16 protein-coding genes, 1 pseudogene and 1 riboswitch are annotated in these 15,222 nt (G+C 33.9%); of the genes and pseudogenes, 5 read left to right on the top strand and 12 right to left on the bottom strand.

All coding sequences use genetic code 11. The features are described from left to right. Positions 1-9: 9 nt before the first annotated feature. Genes IGI87_RS04645 through IGI87_RS04630 form a run of 4 tightly spaced genes read right to left on the bottom strand, consistent with a single transcriptional unit; the run spans position 10 to position 4,429 of the window. Entirely contained in the window at positions 10-2,169 is a 2,160-nt protein-coding gene (locus IGI87_RS04645; protein ID WP_438736349.1) for a peptide cleavage/export ABC transporter, read from the bottom strand. A gap of 24 nt (positions 2,170-2,193) precedes the next feature. Next, positions 2,194-2,946, bottom strand: a complete 753-nt coding sequence (locus IGI87_RS04640; RefSeq protein ID WP_438736348.1) for a response regulator transcription factor — start codon at positions 2,944-2,946, stop codon at positions 2,194-2,196. Between the two features lie 13 nt (positions 2,947-2,959). Continuing rightward, complete coding sequence (locus tag IGI87_RS04635; protein ID WP_438736347.1) at positions 2,960-4,246, bottom strand: sensor histidine kinase; 1,287 nt, start codon at positions 4,244-4,246, stop codon at positions 2,960-2,962. A gap of 42 nt (positions 4,247-4,288) precedes the next feature. Continuing rightward, a complete protein-coding gene (locus IGI87_RS04630) occupies positions 4,289-4,429 on the bottom strand; it encodes an EntF family bacteriocin induction factor (protein WP_202584284.1) in 141 nt (46 codons plus the stop codon). Between the two features lie 239 nt (positions 4,430-4,668). Between IGI87_RS04630 and IGI87_RS04625 the strand changes: the two genes are divergently transcribed. The 3 genes from IGI87_RS04625 (at position 4,669) to IGI87_RS04615 (ending at position 5,624) form a co-directional block, all read left to right on the top strand. Beyond that, the gene (locus tag IGI87_RS04625; protein WP_438736346.1) at positions 4,669-4,902 is read left to right on the top strand and encodes a Blp family class II bacteriocin; all 234 of its coding nucleotides are present in this window, start codon (positions 4,669-4,671) and stop codon (positions 4,900-4,902) included. A 59-nt stretch (positions 4,903-4,961) separates the two neighbouring features. After that, positions 4,962-5,144 carry a Blp family class II bacteriocin gene (locus IGI87_RS04620; protein WP_438736345.1) on the top strand — a complete coding sequence of 61 codons (183 nt, stop codon included), beginning with the start codon at positions 4,962-4,964 and terminating at the stop codon, positions 5,142-5,144. A 222-nt stretch (positions 5,145-5,366) separates the two neighbouring features. After that, entirely contained in the window at positions 5,367-5,624 is a 258-nt protein-coding gene (locus tag IGI87_RS04615; RefSeq protein ID WP_438736344.1) for a hypothetical protein, read from the top strand. Positions 5,625-5,719: 95 nt separating this feature from the next. Here the strand turns inward: IGI87_RS04615 and IGI87_RS04610 are convergent. Continuing rightward, positions 5,720-7,134 (bottom strand): annotated as a pseudogene (locus IGI87_RS04610) (IS3 family transposase). A 570-nt stretch (positions 7,135-7,704) separates the two neighbouring features. Here IGI87_RS04610 and IGI87_RS04605 point away from each other — a divergent pair. Then, positions 7,705-7,890, top strand: coding sequence for an enterocin 1071A family bacteriocin (locus IGI87_RS04605; protein ID WP_252671233.1), 186 nt, complete (start codon positions 7,705-7,707; stop codon positions 7,888-7,890). Positions 7,891-7,932: 42 nt separating this feature from the next. Beyond that, a complete protein-coding gene (locus IGI87_RS04600; RefSeq protein WP_202584280.1) occupies positions 7,933-8,103 on the top strand; it encodes a class IIb bacteriocin, lactobin A/cerein 7B family in 171 nt (56 codons plus the stop codon). Between the two features lie 1,164 nt (positions 8,104-9,267). Here the strand turns inward: IGI87_RS04600 and IGI87_RS04595 are convergent. The 7 genes from IGI87_RS04595 to IGI87_RS04565 all read right to left on the bottom strand — a co-directional run bounded on the left by IGI87_RS04595 (position 9,268) and on the right by IGI87_RS04565 (position 14,892). Next, complete coding sequence (locus IGI87_RS04595; protein ID WP_438736343.1) at positions 9,268-9,984, bottom strand: DUF6056 family protein; 717 nt, start codon at positions 9,982-9,984, stop codon at positions 9,268-9,270. Positions 9,985-10,452: 468 nt separating this feature from the next. Further along, complete coding sequence (ribH, locus tag IGI87_RS04590; RefSeq protein ID WP_202563079.1) at positions 10,453-10,926, bottom strand: 6,7-dimethyl-8-ribityllumazine synthase; 474 nt, start codon at positions 10,924-10,926, stop codon at positions 10,453-10,455. 15 nt (positions 10,927-10,941) lie between these two features. Beyond that, on the bottom strand, positions 10,942-12,123 hold the full coding sequence (ribA, locus tag IGI87_RS04585; protein ID WP_438736342.1) for a GTP cyclohydrolase II: 1,182 nt from the start codon (positions 12,121-12,123) through the stop codon (positions 10,942-10,944). Continuing rightward, positions 12,124-12,744, bottom strand: coding sequence for a riboflavin synthase (locus tag IGI87_RS04580; RefSeq protein ID WP_202563076.1), 621 nt, complete (start codon positions 12,742-12,744; stop codon positions 12,124-12,126). A gap of 1 nt (position 12,745) precedes the next feature. After that, entirely contained in the window at positions 12,746-13,804 is a 1,059-nt protein-coding gene (gene ribD, locus IGI87_RS04575) for a bifunctional diaminohydroxyphosphoribosylaminopyrimidine deaminase/5-amino-6-(5-phosphoribosylamino)uracil reductase RibD (protein WP_407057405.1), read from the bottom strand. A 117-nt stretch (positions 13,805-13,921) separates the two neighbouring features. Further along, positions 13,922-14,057: riboswitch (FMN riboswitch) on the bottom strand. A gap of 72 nt (positions 14,058-14,129) precedes the next feature. Beyond that, the gene (locus IGI87_RS04570; protein WP_438736341.1) at positions 14,130-14,417 is read right to left on the bottom strand and encodes an MFS transporter; all 288 of its coding nucleotides are present in this window, start codon (positions 14,415-14,417) and stop codon (positions 14,130-14,132) included. Positions 14,418-14,733: 316 nt separating this feature from the next. After that, the gene (locus tag IGI87_RS04565) at positions 14,734-14,892 is read right to left on the bottom strand and encodes a hypothetical protein (RefSeq protein ID WP_368754231.1); all 159 of its coding nucleotides are present in this window, start codon (positions 14,890-14,892) and stop codon (positions 14,734-14,736) included. Positions 14,893-15,222 lie beyond the last annotated feature (330 nt).

Here is a 15,222-nt window from a genome sequence, read left to right as displayed (position 1 = left end):
TGTCCTTTCCTAAATATCCCATAACTGTTGATAAACACCCTGATTATAACGGAGGTCGTCATGAGTACCTTGTTCAACCAGTTGCCCTTCATGAAGAACTAAAATGTGATCGCACGCTTTAGCAATGGGCAAATGGTGAGCAATAAAAAGCAAGGTTTTCTCTTCTAACGTTAGTAAATAATCAAGAATCGCATGTTCTAATAGTGTGTCTAATCCGCTCGTTGCTTCGTCTAAGATTAAAACATCAGCGTCTTTCAAAAGAGCACGAGCAATCGCCAATCGTTGCCGTTGTCCTCCTGAAAGATTCGTCCCTCCTTCTTCTAGTACCATGTCATAGCGTAAAGGCTGTTGTTCAATGAATGTGTTTAGTTGAACGGCTTCACACACTTCAATAATCCGTTCAAAACTAGGCATATTCTGTAAGCCAAAAGTTAGGTTTTCTACAATTGTCCCGCTAAAGAAAAAAGACTCTTGCGGCACATAGGTGACGTGTTCACGTAATTGTTGAAAAGGAATATCTAAATGATTCATTTTTCCGTAGCGAATGGTTCCTTCTGAAGGCGCATAAAAGTTCACTAATAATTTTGCTAATGTTGATTTCCCTGAACCACTTACCCCAACCAAGGCGATTTTACTTTTCGATGCAATGGTGCAAGAAATGTTGTTTAAGGTAGGTGCTTTCATATTATAGGAGAAGGAGACATTTTCTAGTCTTATTTCTTGTTGGAAAGTTTGATTTGGAATTTCGCGTTCCGAAGAATCGTTTGTTTGTTCTGGTTCAATGGCAAAAATCTCGTTTAAGCGTTTGTTGGCCACTTGCGCTGTTTGCATTTTGACTTGTAGATTAATAATATTCTGTAAAGGATCCGTGAAAAACACCAACAAGGCATTGTAAGTAATCAATTGACCAAGGCTAATCGTACCATCCATGACATAGAAAGAACCTAGCCACAAAATAAGGGCACTACTGATTAACTGAATAGCATGTTTAATCCCTTGTTGCACATTATCTAGCGTAACAGTCCGGAAGGACTTTTTCATTAATCGAATAAATTCTCGATCCACGCGATCATAGACTTTTTCTTCCCCACTGTAGGCCTTGATTGTCTCGATTCCTTTTAGGCTCTCGATAATACTTGAATTTAAGGTAGCGCCAGCCGCCATTTCTTCTTGATTGGCTTTTTCATAACTTTTAACAAAGGCTAAAATGGCCACCAAATAAAACGGTAACGAAGCTAAGGTAATTAAGAATAATGTACCATTTTGAATGGCTAAGGTAATCCCTACTAAGAAGACCATCCCAATGTCTAAAAAGACGGATAAGGTTGCACTGGCGAGGGCATCAATGATTTTATTTGCGTCTAGAAAACGAGAAATGATCTCCCCTGATTTACGGGTAGCAAAAAAGTTCATAGGTAAAGTAAGCACATGTTTAAAGTATTGAAGCATTACGGCCATACTCATGCGTTGTCCTAGGACAACTAAGAGATAACTACGACTGTATTCAAACAGGACACGGAACAGATAGACAGCAATCAAGCCAATCGAAACAATGTTTAAAGTAGACCGTGCTTGATTAGGAATAAAGTAATCTAAAATTCCTTGAAAATAATAGGAGCTCCCAATCCCAAATAGCGTAATAAAAAGAGACGCTAAAACAATGTGAAAAACTAAGCCTTTTTGACGCCAAATAATGGGTAAAAAAGAGCTCAATCCAGCGACTTTTTCTTTGGTAGGAGTATAAGACTCTTTAGGTGTAGGTAACAGTAAAACACCTGTCCATTCTTTGGAAAATTCTTCCATTGATTTTTTTACTTTTCCTACTTTTGGATCTGGATTGGCAATTAATAAGGTGTCGCCTTTTACTCCATAAATAACAACATAGTGCATGTATTTATTGTCAATTAAGACATGAGCAATTAAAGGTAAAGGGAGTTCTTTTTCTTTCCATACTTCATTATCTGCTTGAATTGCAGGAGAATCAAAACCAATTTTTTCTAAGGTTTTTTTTAATCCAAAAGCAGAAGTTCCTTCTAAATCTGTTCCAGAATATTCACGTAATTTGTGAATGGGAATTTCTGATTTATAATGTTTTAAGATCATAGCGATACACGCAACACCACAATCTTTTTCGTCTTGTTGTAGTACACAGGTAAATGATTTAAACATAAGTTGTAATCCTTTCAAAAGTTACTAAGAATTAAGATTTTTTAGATGTTCCTTAATCTTTGTTGCTTTACCTAACGAAAAAGATCGTATTAAGTTAGAGTTAAAATAAACGGAGCGTGTCTTGAAATCAATTTTTTTAACCTGCTGAAGGTTAGCTAAACACGAACGATTGATTCTAACTAACATAGGATATTTTTTTTTCAAGTCTGCTAGTTTTCCGTAAAATTCATATTGTTCATTTTTTGAATACACGATAACCCTGTGAGGGAGTTTCGAGGGCTCAATAAAAAGGATTTCCCGTAAGTCAAGAGTATAGGTTTGAGACCCTACGGAAAAAATGAATGCTTGCTTTTTGTTGTCCCTTGTCGCATCAATTCTTTTTTGTGCAAGGCAAAGCAACTCTGTAATCTCTACTCGATATGATTCTAACGGCTGATCTTTTATAATAAAGCCCAATGCCTCCACTCGCCTCTGTATTGTTAATGGTAGCATTTCATCATGTGTCGTAATAAAGATAATTTTAGCTTGAACATCTTGTGTACGTATCTTTTCTGCTAAATCGATACCATCAATACTATGATTTAAGTCAATATCTAAAAAGTATATTCCTTGAACAGGTTTAAACTTTTTTAGGTATTTTTCAACTTCTGCAGGACTTTGTGTTTTTAAACTAATTTTAAACAGATCATTATGAAATAAAATAAAATTTTGAATAATCGTATCTAATTGATTTAATTGAATTAATTGGTCTTCACAAATAATAATTGGATAACTCATTTCTTCTCCTTACTCACCACATTAAAATAATTTGAGTGACGAATTGTTTGGAATTTTTTTTGTATTGAACAAATATATTTTTATTCTTTTCTTTTATATCTTGAATAGTATTTAAACCTAAACCTTCGTGACCCACTTTCGTTGAAATGTTAGCTTTAATCAACTCATTTAATGAAAGGCTTGTTTCTTTACAACTATTTTTAATTAAAAATTCAACTTGTTCATCATCTTGATAAATCATTACAGAAAGACTTTTATTTTCGCTTTCTTTTGTTGCTTCTATTGCATTATCGAGTATAATTCCTAATATCCGAACACAATCAAATATAGCAATAGGCACATTTTCAATTATTTCAGTACATTCAAAGCGGCAGTGAATCTTATGCTCACTTGCTTCATAAAATTTAGAAATAAGCAGGCTTTTTAGGAAGTCATTTTTTACATTCTTAAAGTATCTATAGTCAAAAGTTTTTATAGAAAGATATGAATCTGAATAATTTTCTAATTGCTGAATTTGATCCAACAATTGTTTTGTATCTCCATTTAAAGCGAGTTCTTTAAAACTTAATAGTAAGTTCTTATAATCGTGTTTAAATTTCGATAAATGTTCTTGATTTTTTTCTAACTGATAAGTATATTTTTTTAGATTTTTAAGTTCTTGAACTTCTATTTTTTGTTCATAGTCTTCTTTTTGTTTAATATTTATTCTAAGAAATAATAACAGAGCGAATATTGTCTGAATAACCAAAAAAGTTGCTACTCCCATAATAAAATTATCGAATATTTGATACTGATGAGCTATATAGGAAGAAAATAAAGATATTACCCACAAATAAATCATAAACAATAATGTTGTCTTTGTACTATATCTTTTAACCAAAGTTGATAAATTTACTTTTTTTGCGAAAAAAGTAAAACACACCAAAAATAAAATTTCTATGGCTATCTGAATGCCAACATATACATACCCTTTTATACCATTGTGAGAAAATCCTAAAGTCATAATTGTTGAACTTAAAATAGACATACCATACTTTATAAGTATACTTAAAACAAGATTGTTTAAGAGAACAACGTCCTTTTTTTTCTTTTGTTTTAATATTAAATAGCTACTCAGAACAGGAATAAAATCAAAAAAAGGACTGAATATTTCAAGAAAAAAAGTAATTCCCATAAACATTATTATTTTTAAACAATTTTGTCTCACAGACTTTCTATTAAATAAAAATATTAAAAAATAAAGGCAAACAATATCTACGAACATACGAAGTAAGTACGCTTTTGTATCAATAATAATCAAGAAATCACCTCCTGATTAAATCATACCAAATTATTTCCTTTTCTAACACTTTTTAAATAAAGAGAATATGCATTGTGCTAAATTCGAAGCAGCCCCTCCTTGTTTAATTACACTGTTTCCACCTGTAATTTTTTTTAATTGTTGTTCTGTGTATTCTTTTCCTTTTAATTGTTTCGTCTTCATCGTTTTATTAAACTCCTTACTAATACTAAAATTTTGTATGGTTAGTATGCCACACATTTAGCCTCACTATGAAAAACATTCCTGAAACATGCTTAAATAATTCCTGAACGCTATAATCCAGTATTATTTACTATTCAAGAAACATTACTGGGGTATTTAGGAAGGTTTTACCAAAAAATAGAAAAGTTATGCTATAGTCACTTTGTACAAAAAATAATTTATATAGGAGCGTGTGTAACATGCAAAATGTTAAAGAATTAAGCGTTAAAGAGATGCAAATGACTACAGGTGGTTATGGTGCTGGTCAATGTTTTAAAGATATTGGTAAAGGAGTGGCCACTGGAGTCGGAGCTGGAGCGCTTTGGGGATTGCCTGCTGGAGGAGTTGGAGCGGTGCCGGGGGCTTTTGTAGGAGCTCATGTTGGGATTATCGGTGGTGGTTTGGGTTGTATTGGTGGACTATTAGGTAACTAAATTGTTACGAAAAATTTAGACAAGTTTTATTAATTTCAAGATAGGAGATGCTCACAAATATGAATAAGTATAAACAAATAGATGAAAAAAAACTACAAAAAATATCAGGGGGTAAAATAAACTGGGGATCTGTAGTGGGTAATGCAGCTGGGGGTGCTGTTATTGGTGCTTTTGGAGGAATTCCAGGAGCTGTTGTTGGCGGTGTTGTAGGGGCTGGTTCAGCTATAATTGACGGGTTATAAAATGTCCTCTATACAAAAAGAAGTATTAGTAATTCTATTGTATTTTATGATGATAATTATGAATAAAAAATACAATAAAAAAAATATTAATAATCAAAGAATAATTTTAAGTTTTCTTTGTATTTCATATATGGTGCATATTATATTTGACTATGTTTTATAGGATTCTGTAAAAAAGTGATATTGTCAAGTAAGGTGTGTAAGGGGTAGCAGCGGTGACTTATGGACTTAAAATCATTGAATGAAGTACAAGCCTGGTGCAATGACAACCTGCTCAATCGAACTGAAGCAATGGACATTACCAATCAAAGTTATGCCGCATTTGCCCAATCAGTGTATACGAAACAGTTAGTCCCATTTATTGAAAAAAAAGGAGAAACGCCCTCTGGCACCGTCAAGCTTTTTCTAAAAGCAGACGTGGAAGCCTATGCCCAAAAAATTAAACGCAGACAACTAAATCAACCAAAAAAACACAAGTAGCCAAATGATTAAGCTTGTAGTGACCCCAAGAAGTTAGACTTTTATGGAGTGGAAAAATCCACTCCTTTTTTATGCAATGAAACAGGTTGTTACATTCACCTTTGTGCTGCTTCTCGAAACACCACTGGACTTTGATTATTTAATTTCCTTTTCGTTCGTTCATGATTATAATACTGGATATAGTTTTCAATGGCTTGTTTCAGCTCATCAAAGCTGTGATAGATTTCTCCATGAAACATTTCTTGTTTTAGTAAACTGAAGAAATTCTCCATCAAAGAGTTATCCAAACAATTCCCCTTTCGAGACATGCTTTGAAATATTTTATGTCTCTTCAGTTTATTTCTGTAAGCTCTCATTTGATAAGCCCACCCCTGATCTGAATGAAAGGTCCGACGATAAGGGCAATCCATTGTAATCTGGAGCGCTTCTTCCAACCCAGCCATTACAAGCCAATGCGTTTGGTTTTTCTGAGATTCGATAGGACAGAATCTCACTATTATACATATCCATAAATGGATCTAAATAAAGCTTTTTCTGATGAATGATACCTTTGGTATCTAATTCAAAATACTTGAATTCTGTGGTGTCTGTCGTAATTTTTTGATGACAAATATTCGTATAGAAACGACGACGAAGTCGATTCCTTATAACCGTACCAAGTTGACCACGATAGGAACTATAACGTCGGGATTTTCGAGTATAAGAGCGGACTTCAATCCCCAGTTTACGAATCAACCGTTGAACTTTCTTTTTGTTCACATGAAATCCTCTATTTTTTAACTCACTTGTCATTCGCAAACAGCCATAATCTTTATGCTTTTCACGAATACGACTCATTTCTGTTTCTATTTCTTGGTCTGGATTGTTCTGTTAAATCGTTTTTGCCAGTACATAAAGGTTGCTTTAGGGAAGTTTAGTGTCTGAAGAAGCTCAACTAATTTGAATGATCCTCGGAGGCTTGCGATGATTCGAGCGATTGATTCCTTCGACTTTGTTGGGCTTCCTGTTTTCGCAGCTTCCTCAATTCTTTTAAAAAGGCATTTTCAATTTGAAGAGAACGGACTTGTTTTTCCAGTTCCTTGATACGGTCGCGTTCTTCTGATGATTCTTGACTCATTTTTTTCTTTTTCACTTCTTTTTTCTTAGTCAAGGTAGAGGGACGTCCTTTCGTTTTTGAGAGCCCATCAATGCCTTCTGCTTGAAAGTTTCGCATCCAGTTGGCAATCAAGGAAGGATTGTTCATTCCCAGACTACTGGCAACTTCACGATAGGACAACTCGCTTGTTTGATATAACTCTATCGCATTTAACTTGAAATGAACAGAATATTTCTGATTTTCTCGTTTTCTAAGCAATCCTTCTTCTCCAAAATCACGGTAAGAATTGACCCATTGTAACACTTGTTCTTTGTTCTTGATTGAATGCTTTTTGGCTAGGTAAGCTTATCCTCCTTTCCCATCAAGGTAAACTTGAACGACTGCCATTTTGACTTCAAAATTATAGTTAGCCATAAAAATACCGGCCTCCAAAAGTTAGATTTTTGATCTAACTTTCGGGGGTAGGTACAGCTACTTGTGTTTTTTTATACAGAAAATTCTACTCCTTCAGTTGCTTCAATCACTGGTTTTCGTTCATGATTGGTACCGTCTTTAGCTAAGGATTGTTCAATTTCTGCATTCAGTTGGGCTTGTAAAGCAATCTTCTCTGTCAGCTCTTCTTCTTGTGGAAACGAAGAATTTTTTAATTCTTTTACAACAAATTACTGGTGGAGGGATTAAACCCAATGAATTTTTAAATAACGTCAAAAATGGTGTGAAATGGGGTTCTAAATTGGGTGGAGTTAAAGGAGCAGTTCTAGGTGGCGTTCTTGGAGGTGTATTCACCCCAATCCGTGTATCCTGATAAACAAACTTCTCGTTGACTCTGTCGCAAATTTTTTATCTTACTATAAGACTATAAGGGGTTGACTTTTGAAGACCTTTTCATATAGTTTGTTGATAGACTCACAAGAGTTTTATTGATAAAAAATAATCGCTATGAATTTGAATTCATAGTGTAAAAACAAGTAGGAGAAACATTAAATGGAAAAATACAAAGTATTGAATGAAAAAGAAATGAAGAAAGCTGTTGGGGGTTCTAATGACGGATTTTGGGAAAGAGTAGGAGTTGGAATTGGAGCCGCAGGTAAATGCGCGAAACGCGGTGGTGTTAGTAGCATGGGTGGCGCCTGTATTGGTTATGGTATAGGAGCTGCTATCAGAGGATAAACATAATCGGTTTATTGTATTTAAAATATGAGGAGGCAAAACATGAATAATAAAAAAGTGAAAACATTAAATGAAAAAGAACTAAAGCAAGTAGTTGGAGGAATTGGACCAGCGGTATTTTTAGCACCTCTAGGAATCTATTTAGCAAAACAAGCTTTTGAACATACTGATCAAATTGGTAAAGGAATTAAAAAAGGCTGGAATAAATACTAATGATATTAACTATTATTAACAAATGGTGGATCGACTCTTCATACATTGAAAAAGTATTAGCTTTTTTTATAGGTTTCTTTATAGGTGATTTAGTTAATGAGTTACTGTATAAATATTTATCTATAGATAGTTTCATAATAACCACTATAAGCGGTATTTTTTCTTTATTTTTAACTTTTTTTATTTTTCAGATAGTAAAAGATAAATTTAAAAAGAGTTCATAAAATCTGTATATTGTTAATGATAAATGGGAGTGTAAAAAAACTGTGTAAGTTGCTAATTCTAGATAAAGCAGCTTCACAGTTTTTTTGTTTTGATCCAAAATTGGATAAAATTAGACGAGGAATGATTACACTATGGCTAAACAAAAACGAGACAAAAAATCTGTGGAGTTATCCTAATCCATTATTGATACCTATCAGCCTGAAAGTGTAGAAGATATGCAAAATGCTTTGAAAGACATTTTTGGCACCATGTTTGAAGCTATCTTACAAGGCAAATTGAATCACCATTTTTTGAGTACTTTTTACAAAGATCGATTGCTTTTTAACTGTAATTCATAAACTTCACCTCATATTTTTTGTCGCGGCTTTTTTCGTATACATCAATATATGTTGTTGAATAATCTTTTTTGTGACAAAAAAAGTAGAAAATTATTTGATATTGATATGTTAGTTATTTTGTAAATTCTCCATCATAACATCTAATTGATCTTCTGAAACATTTCCAACGTGGTTTTCGGTTGCTAGAGATATAGACCCTTCTTTGTTTTTAAATAAATACATTTTCTCTTGGTTATCACATATAATTTCTGTATTTAATTTTCTGGTCTTGCAAAAAGCCATTAAGTAAAATCTTTTAGAATGTATAAAAAGACAGACTATATAGGTCTGTCTTTTACGGAATTATTTATCCAGTTTTTCCTTTGCATCTTCAATTTAAACAGAAAACTGAGTTAAATGTATAATAAAGACTGTCTCTTGGGGGGAGACAGTCTCTAAGGTTATAACTTATTTTAGCCTTTCATTTCTAACAAATACTCATAGAACTGAACGATCAATTCATTCAGTCTGTAAGAAAATAGTTAAATCTGAAATAGCTATTTTTATTTTACAGTATCTACCCCGGCCTTTCAATTGCCTTGATATTACTTTTGTTTCAAGATTATTTAACATGAACAAATACTTCTGAATCTTTTACATAAATGTCATGGTAATAATTAGATTTCATTAACTCACTTTCTTCTTTATTCAACGCGTTAATATCAAAGATCTCCATGTTCACGTTTAAACCAGTGTACGTTCTAAATAAAAACTGATTTGGCCAATAAAGGGCTTCATTTGGTGGAACCAGTTCTTTTAATATAGGATAATTCTTCGAACTATTGACAAATACTGGCGAATCCTTAAATAAAGACGTACTATGCACGGTCACCGTGTCACGGTTCACTAGGTCTTTTAAATCATCGGTTAATATCATACTTTGTCGTTCAAAAGATTCCTTTTGGTGACTTAACGCGCTAGCATAAACAAATGTAAAAGATAAAAGGTAACCACAGAAAAGACAAACCACTGTTTTTGACACATATCCTAGCACGTTTTTAGAAGTATTTGCCAAAGTAAGCATGATAATTGAAACTACAAAAAAACTAAATCCATAGCCGTATCTAGGCGAAATTAACAGAAGTTTTTCCGGAAAGATTAAAAAGACCCCGTAACTCAAAATAGAGCCTAAAAATAGAAATAATACTGCGTATAAAAAGCTTTTAACAGGAGATACTTTCGCATTAAGAACCGTACTTAAAACAAAGAAAATTACTAGAATAACAAACAAAAGTATCCATAGTTTTGTACTCTGTTCAGTTATTTTTGACAGATACATTTGACTATTAACCCGGTTTGTTTTAGGTATATCCTTAACACTTGCGATTGTTGTAATATCGCGAGTGTTGCTATTTTAGGATTAAATTTCGTTTCAATAAGATAAAAGTTTCTGACACCTAAAATTAAAGGTTCTAAAATTCATTGACTCCCTATTTTTATCTGAACATAGATTTTGTTACAGACTTGTGTACACGATATAAAATTACTTCCGTATAAATTTTATACAAAAAAGAGTGCCCAGAACTATTCCTTTTTCTGGACACTTTCTACTTTGTTTGCTTATCCCTTAAGCTAAACAAAACCCACTCAATTATTTTGAGTTGTTTTCATTTTTACATATTAATTAGATTTTTCTTAGTACAAAAACTCTGCCAAAATTAAGCTAACTTAAAAAAACGTCCAAATTAGTAAATCAAATTTTGGAAAGCTGTGCCATTTGAAATGAAGTATGACTGCTGTAATTTTTTCATCTCAATCCTACTATTATTTTATTCAAAGAAATCATTTCAATCAACCCTTGAGCAACGTCTGCTCCCTTATTTCCTGCCTTTGTCCCAGATCGCTCAATCGCCTGTTCAATGGATTCAGTTGTTAACACACCAAACATTACAGGAATTTTTGATTCCAGACCAATATGAGCCACTCCTTTTGCGACTTCATTGCTTACCAATTCATAGTGTGTCGTTGCTCCTCTGATGATGGTTCCTAAGGTAATTAAGCCATCATACTTTTTACTTTTAACTAGTTTTTGGGTTATAAAAGGAATTTCAAATGCACCGGGCACCCAATAAATATCAACATTTTCTTCTAGTACACCATGACGAGTTAGATTATCCATTGCTCCACTCAATAGCTTTGCGTTAATAAATTCATTGAATCGTGCAACTACAATTCCCACTTTCATATCTTTTCCATTAAGCTGTCCTTCAAACGTTGCCATATGTTTCTTCCTCTCTTAAATAGTTAGTAAATGATGAAATTTTTGTTTTTTTGTTTTTAAATAGTTTTCATTCTCTTTCACTGCTGGAATTTCCAGAGGTATCCGTTTATTGATATTTATTCCAAGAGCTTCTAATTGCTCTATTTTTTCAGGATTATTCGTGATTAAGTCAATTTTTTCTACACCCAAAGCATCCAGTATTTCTGCTGCAAACTGATAATCTCTTTCATCTGGTTTAAAACCAAGCGCCAAATTTGCATCAAACGTATCCATACCTTGTTCCTGTAGTTGATATGCATGTAATTTATTTTTCAAACCAATCCCACGACCTTCTTGACGAAGATATAAAATGGCTCCTCTTCCCTTTTTCTCAATCATTCGCATTGCTTCATGCAATTGTTCGCCACAGTCACAACGATGCGAGCCAAAAATATCACCTGTCAGACATTCAGAATGCACACGAACTAGCAACGGCTCTTTAGACTGTCGAATCTCTCCTTTTGATAATAGCAAATGTTCCTTAGCTTGTTGGTCTTCAAAAAGAGTCAGGTCAAATTCGCCAAATGCAGTAGGAAGGCTCACTGTTACCGGTTCTTCTGCGTTTAGGTAGTTTACTAATTCTTCCACTGTGATAAAAGGCAGCTTATGTTTTTGGGCAAATTGTTTTAATTGCGGTCTTCTTGCCATTGTTCCATCCTCATTTAAAATTTCACAAATATAGGCTACTTCACTTTGATTTGTAAGTTTCGCTAAATCGATGGCTGCTTCCGTATGCCCTCTTCGTTCCAAAACACCGCCTTCTTTACCAATTAGTGGAAAAATGTGTCCGGGACGATGAAATTCTTCCGAAACACTCTCATTTTTTGCCAAAATTTCAATCGTTTTTGCTCGATCATAAGCTGAAATCCCCGTTGATGTCTCTTGGTGATCTACACTAACGGTAAATGCGGTTCCGAAGCTGTCAGTATTCTCTTTTACCATTTCTCTAAGTTTCAAACGATTAGCTATTTGTTTTGAAACAGGAGTACAAATCAAGCCTCGCGCAAATGTAACCATAAAGTTGACACTTTCAGGTGAAACTAAATTTGCTACACCAACCAAATCACCTTCTGCTTCTCGATCATCATCATCTGCTACCACAATCAACTTGCCTTTTCTTAAAAATTCAATTGCTTCCTGAATATTTTTTCTACTCAACTAATTCAGCTCCTTCCATTCTATTGACTTAGATATACTTAATTGTGCTTTTACATATTTCCCGAGCATATCTGTTTCAAAATTCACATACTCTCCACGCATTAACTCGCCTAAATTTGTCTGCTTCCTTGAATGAGGGATCAGGCTAATGGAAAAATTTGTGGCAACTACTTGTGTGACTGTTAAACTGACTCCGTTGATTGCGATAGAACCTTGAGAAATAATTTCGCCCTGAAATTCTTTAGGTAAATCAAAGGTCAAAACAAGGGCATTTTCCTGCACTATTTTTTCTCTAAGACGAGTAACACCATCTACATGCCCTGCGACTAAATGTCCTTCCAATCGTCCATTATAAGGCAGCGCCCGTTCCAAATTCACCTCATCATTTATTTTCAATCGTGAAAATGTTGTTCGCTGAAAGGTTTCCGGCATAATATCCACTGTAAACTGTTGATTCGCTTTTTCAACCGCAGTCAAACAAACGCCATTGATCGCCATGCTGTCACCAATCTGATAATCTTCAAGCAACTGTCGAGAAGCTTGACAAGTCAGCTTAATTGTTTGACCCATATACTTTATTCGAAGAATTTTCCCTTTTTCTAGAATCAAACCTGTAAACATATTACGCTCTCCTTCCAACAATCTTAAGATCACTGCCTAATTTTTCGATATTCACAAATTTCAATGGGGTTCCGGAATTGCTTACTCGATTACTCGACATACTTGGAAGACTATTTCCACCAAGAAGTAATGGTGCTACGTAACAAATTATCTCGTCCCAGTAATCACTGGCTAAAAAAGCATCATGAATGACTGAGCCCCCCTCAACATAAACAGAGTGAATATTCCTTTTGTATAGTTCATTTAGAACATTCTGAATCGTAACGGAGGTTAAAGAGAGAACCTCTACATGCTTTGGTAATTGATTTGCATGTCCAGCTTTTTCAGTAAAAATCAATACTGGGACACTAAATTCTTTAAAAATACTTAACTTAGAATTAGCCAAAATTCTTCCTCTTCTATCCAATACGATACGAACAGGTGGAAATTGAGATTTTCTTGTTGTTAAAAGTAGCGGATCATCAATTAAAATCGTTTCACTTCCTACCAAAATTGCTTGATAATCTCCTCTTTCTTCATGAACTCTTTCAAATGCCTGCTTTTGAGTAAGATTTGTTCGTTTTTGCCTTAAAGAAATTTTTCCATCTAATGACATTGCCTGCTTTAAAGAAACAAACGGACGTTGCTTCTCAAAAAAGTGGTTATAATGTATATTTAAGTCTCGTGCCTCGTTTTCAAGTATACCTATTATTACATGAACACCTTGCTCTCTTAACTTATCCACCCCTTTTCCTGAAACCAGCGGATTAGGATCAAGCTGCCCGATTACGACACATTTTATTCCTGAATCAATGATTGCCTGCGTACAGGGTGGCTGCTTTCCATAATGAGCACAAGGTTCCAAGGTTACATAAATTGTTGAATTGAGTAGTTTTTCGGGAGACTTACATGCATTAATTGCATTTATTTCAGCATGTGCTTGGCCATATTTCAGGTGTGCACCTTTTGAGATAATTTCATTTCCACTGACAATTACTGCACCAACTAAAGGATTAGTAAAGGTTCTCCCCTCTCCCATTTTCGCTTCCTTAATCGCCAGTTCCATAAACGCTTCATGCAAGAAAATTCCTCCTTTCCAAACAAAACAGCCCTACGTATACACGCAGGGCTGGTAAAAAAATCAGACTTAAAGAAGACATGACAATAGAAGACACACTCCTCCTATCATATCCACTAAGTTCTTCTTCTCCCATCCAGACTTTAACTGTCGGTTCCAGAGTTTCACTGGATCAACCGCAAAAATGCGGGTCACGGACTTCAAGTAATTACTCGTCACCGTCGGTCGGGAATTACACCCTGCCCCGAAGAAATCTATTCAATTAACATATACAGAATACAAGTTAGAAAATAACTTGTCAACTTTTCATGTATTAGTTCCTCTATCGCTAATACTGCTTCACGTTCTTCTTTGGGTTTCTATTCAATAAAAGAATGACACCGACCATACTCCAGTCCCAAAAGTTAAGATTAGGATTTTTTACAAATAAAAAACTAGCTAATAATATTGATAATGCGTATCCAAAAGACTCCCAAGCTCTTGAGTAACCGCAAGAAAAACCAATTACTCTAGAGAATCTTTCTGCTGTATCTTCTAAAATACCTACTGCAGATAAATAAACTGTCGATAAAACAGGAGCTCCAATCCATGTTACAATAAGATGAAAAAGGGGCAAATGAGAGAGACAATTACTGCACTGAATATGAGTAAACTTCGTTTAATAAAAAGTTTATCTTGCACTATGACATATATAAACATAAGTAGTACACTTAGTATCAAATTAATAAAAAAAATTTTACTTACTCGAATCCTAGATAATCCTTAAACCAGTATCAGAGGTTAATCAAACTTGGTAAAAACTCCACTAAATTCCCCAAGATGCAAAAAAGAGAAACACTGTAGCAGAGCCTTGTAAATAATACGGATTTTTGTATTATCCATGTTTACTTAATGTTTTCATATTAAATCTACTCATAAATGACAACCAGTTATCATATTTCTAGCTTAATTAGAGCATAGGACATAAAACTGATTAAAAAATTCAATGTAACCGTACCGGCCATTCCACCTAGAAAGAAATTTTGCACCTGATCTGAAGCAGTTGCTAGCGCCATCGAGGAACGTCCTACTATATGAAAAGTAAACCACAATGGCGGTATATCCTATTAATAATTTTAAAAATATATATTTAAAAATTTTATCTACAACAATAGCTCGATGACTATCAGTTTTTATATTTGTATTTTTTAAGCCTGAGGTATCTGTATTGGATTTTCTAGCTATAGCTACAAGCAAATCAGACACTTCTGTTGTTTTACTTTACCAGCTCAAATATATATTATTTAAAAACAACTTTATATGATTCGTTTTATAGGTAAACCACACTTAATATCAATTTTCTTATCTAGAAAATCTATATATCAATGTTGAATTATCTTCTTCTCTATGCGTAAATTGATTGCTTTTTAACCCGTATTAAT

Source organism: Enterococcus sp. DIV1444a (genome assembly GCF_051712125.1).
GTDB classification, from domain to species: Bacteria; Bacillota; Bacilli; order Lactobacillales; family Enterococcaceae; genus Enterococcus; species Enterococcus faecalis.
Note: the sequence above shows the minus strand (reverse complement) of the source record. Positions and strands in the feature narration are given on the sequence as shown.

What these genes read in the sequence shown, in the direction of transcription:
- IGI87_RS04595 (WP_438736343.1), bottom strand. Translation starts at nt 9,984, where the DNA reads ATGTATCTGTCAAAAATAACTGAACAGAGTACAAAACTATGGATACTT.
- IGI87_RS04640 (WP_438736348.1), bottom strand. Translation starts at nt 2,946, where the DNA reads ATGAGTTATCCAATTATTATTTGTGAAGACCAATTAATTCAATTAAAT.
- IGI87_RS04645 (WP_438736349.1), bottom strand. Translation starts at nt 2,169, where the DNA reads ATGTTTAAATCATTTACCTGTGTACTACAACAAGACGAAAAAGATTGT.
- IGI87_RS04615 (WP_438736344.1), top strand. Translation starts at nt 5,367, where the DNA reads ATGGACTTAAAATCATTGAATGAAGTACAAGCCTGGTGCAATGACAAC.
- IGI87_RS04625 (WP_438736346.1), top strand. Translation starts at nt 4,669, where the DNA reads ATGCAAAATGTTAAAGAATTAAGCGTTAAAGAGATGCAAATGACTACA.
- ribH (WP_202563079.1), bottom strand. Translation starts at nt 10,926, where the DNA reads ATGGCAACGTTTGAAGGACAGCTTAATGGAAAAGATATGAAAGTGGGA.
- IGI87_RS04630 (WP_202584284.1), bottom strand. Translation starts at nt 4,429, where the DNA reads ATGAAGACGAAACAATTAAAAGGAAAAGAATACACAGAACAACAATTA.
- IGI87_RS04600 (WP_202584280.1), top strand. Translation starts at nt 7,933, where the DNA reads ATGAATAATAAAAAAGTGAAAACATTAAATGAAAAAGAACTAAAGCAA.
- IGI87_RS04580 (WP_202563076.1), bottom strand. Translation starts at nt 12,744, where the DNA reads ATGTTTACAGGTTTGATTCTAGAAAAAGGGAAAATTCTTCGAATAAAG.
- IGI87_RS04605 (WP_252671233.1), top strand. Translation starts at nt 7,705, where the DNA reads ATGGAAAAATACAAAGTATTGAATGAAAAAGAAATGAAGAAAGCTGTT.
- IGI87_RS04620 (WP_438736345.1), top strand. Translation starts at nt 4,962, where the DNA reads ATGAATAAGTATAAACAAATAGATGAAAAAAAACTACAAAAAATATCA.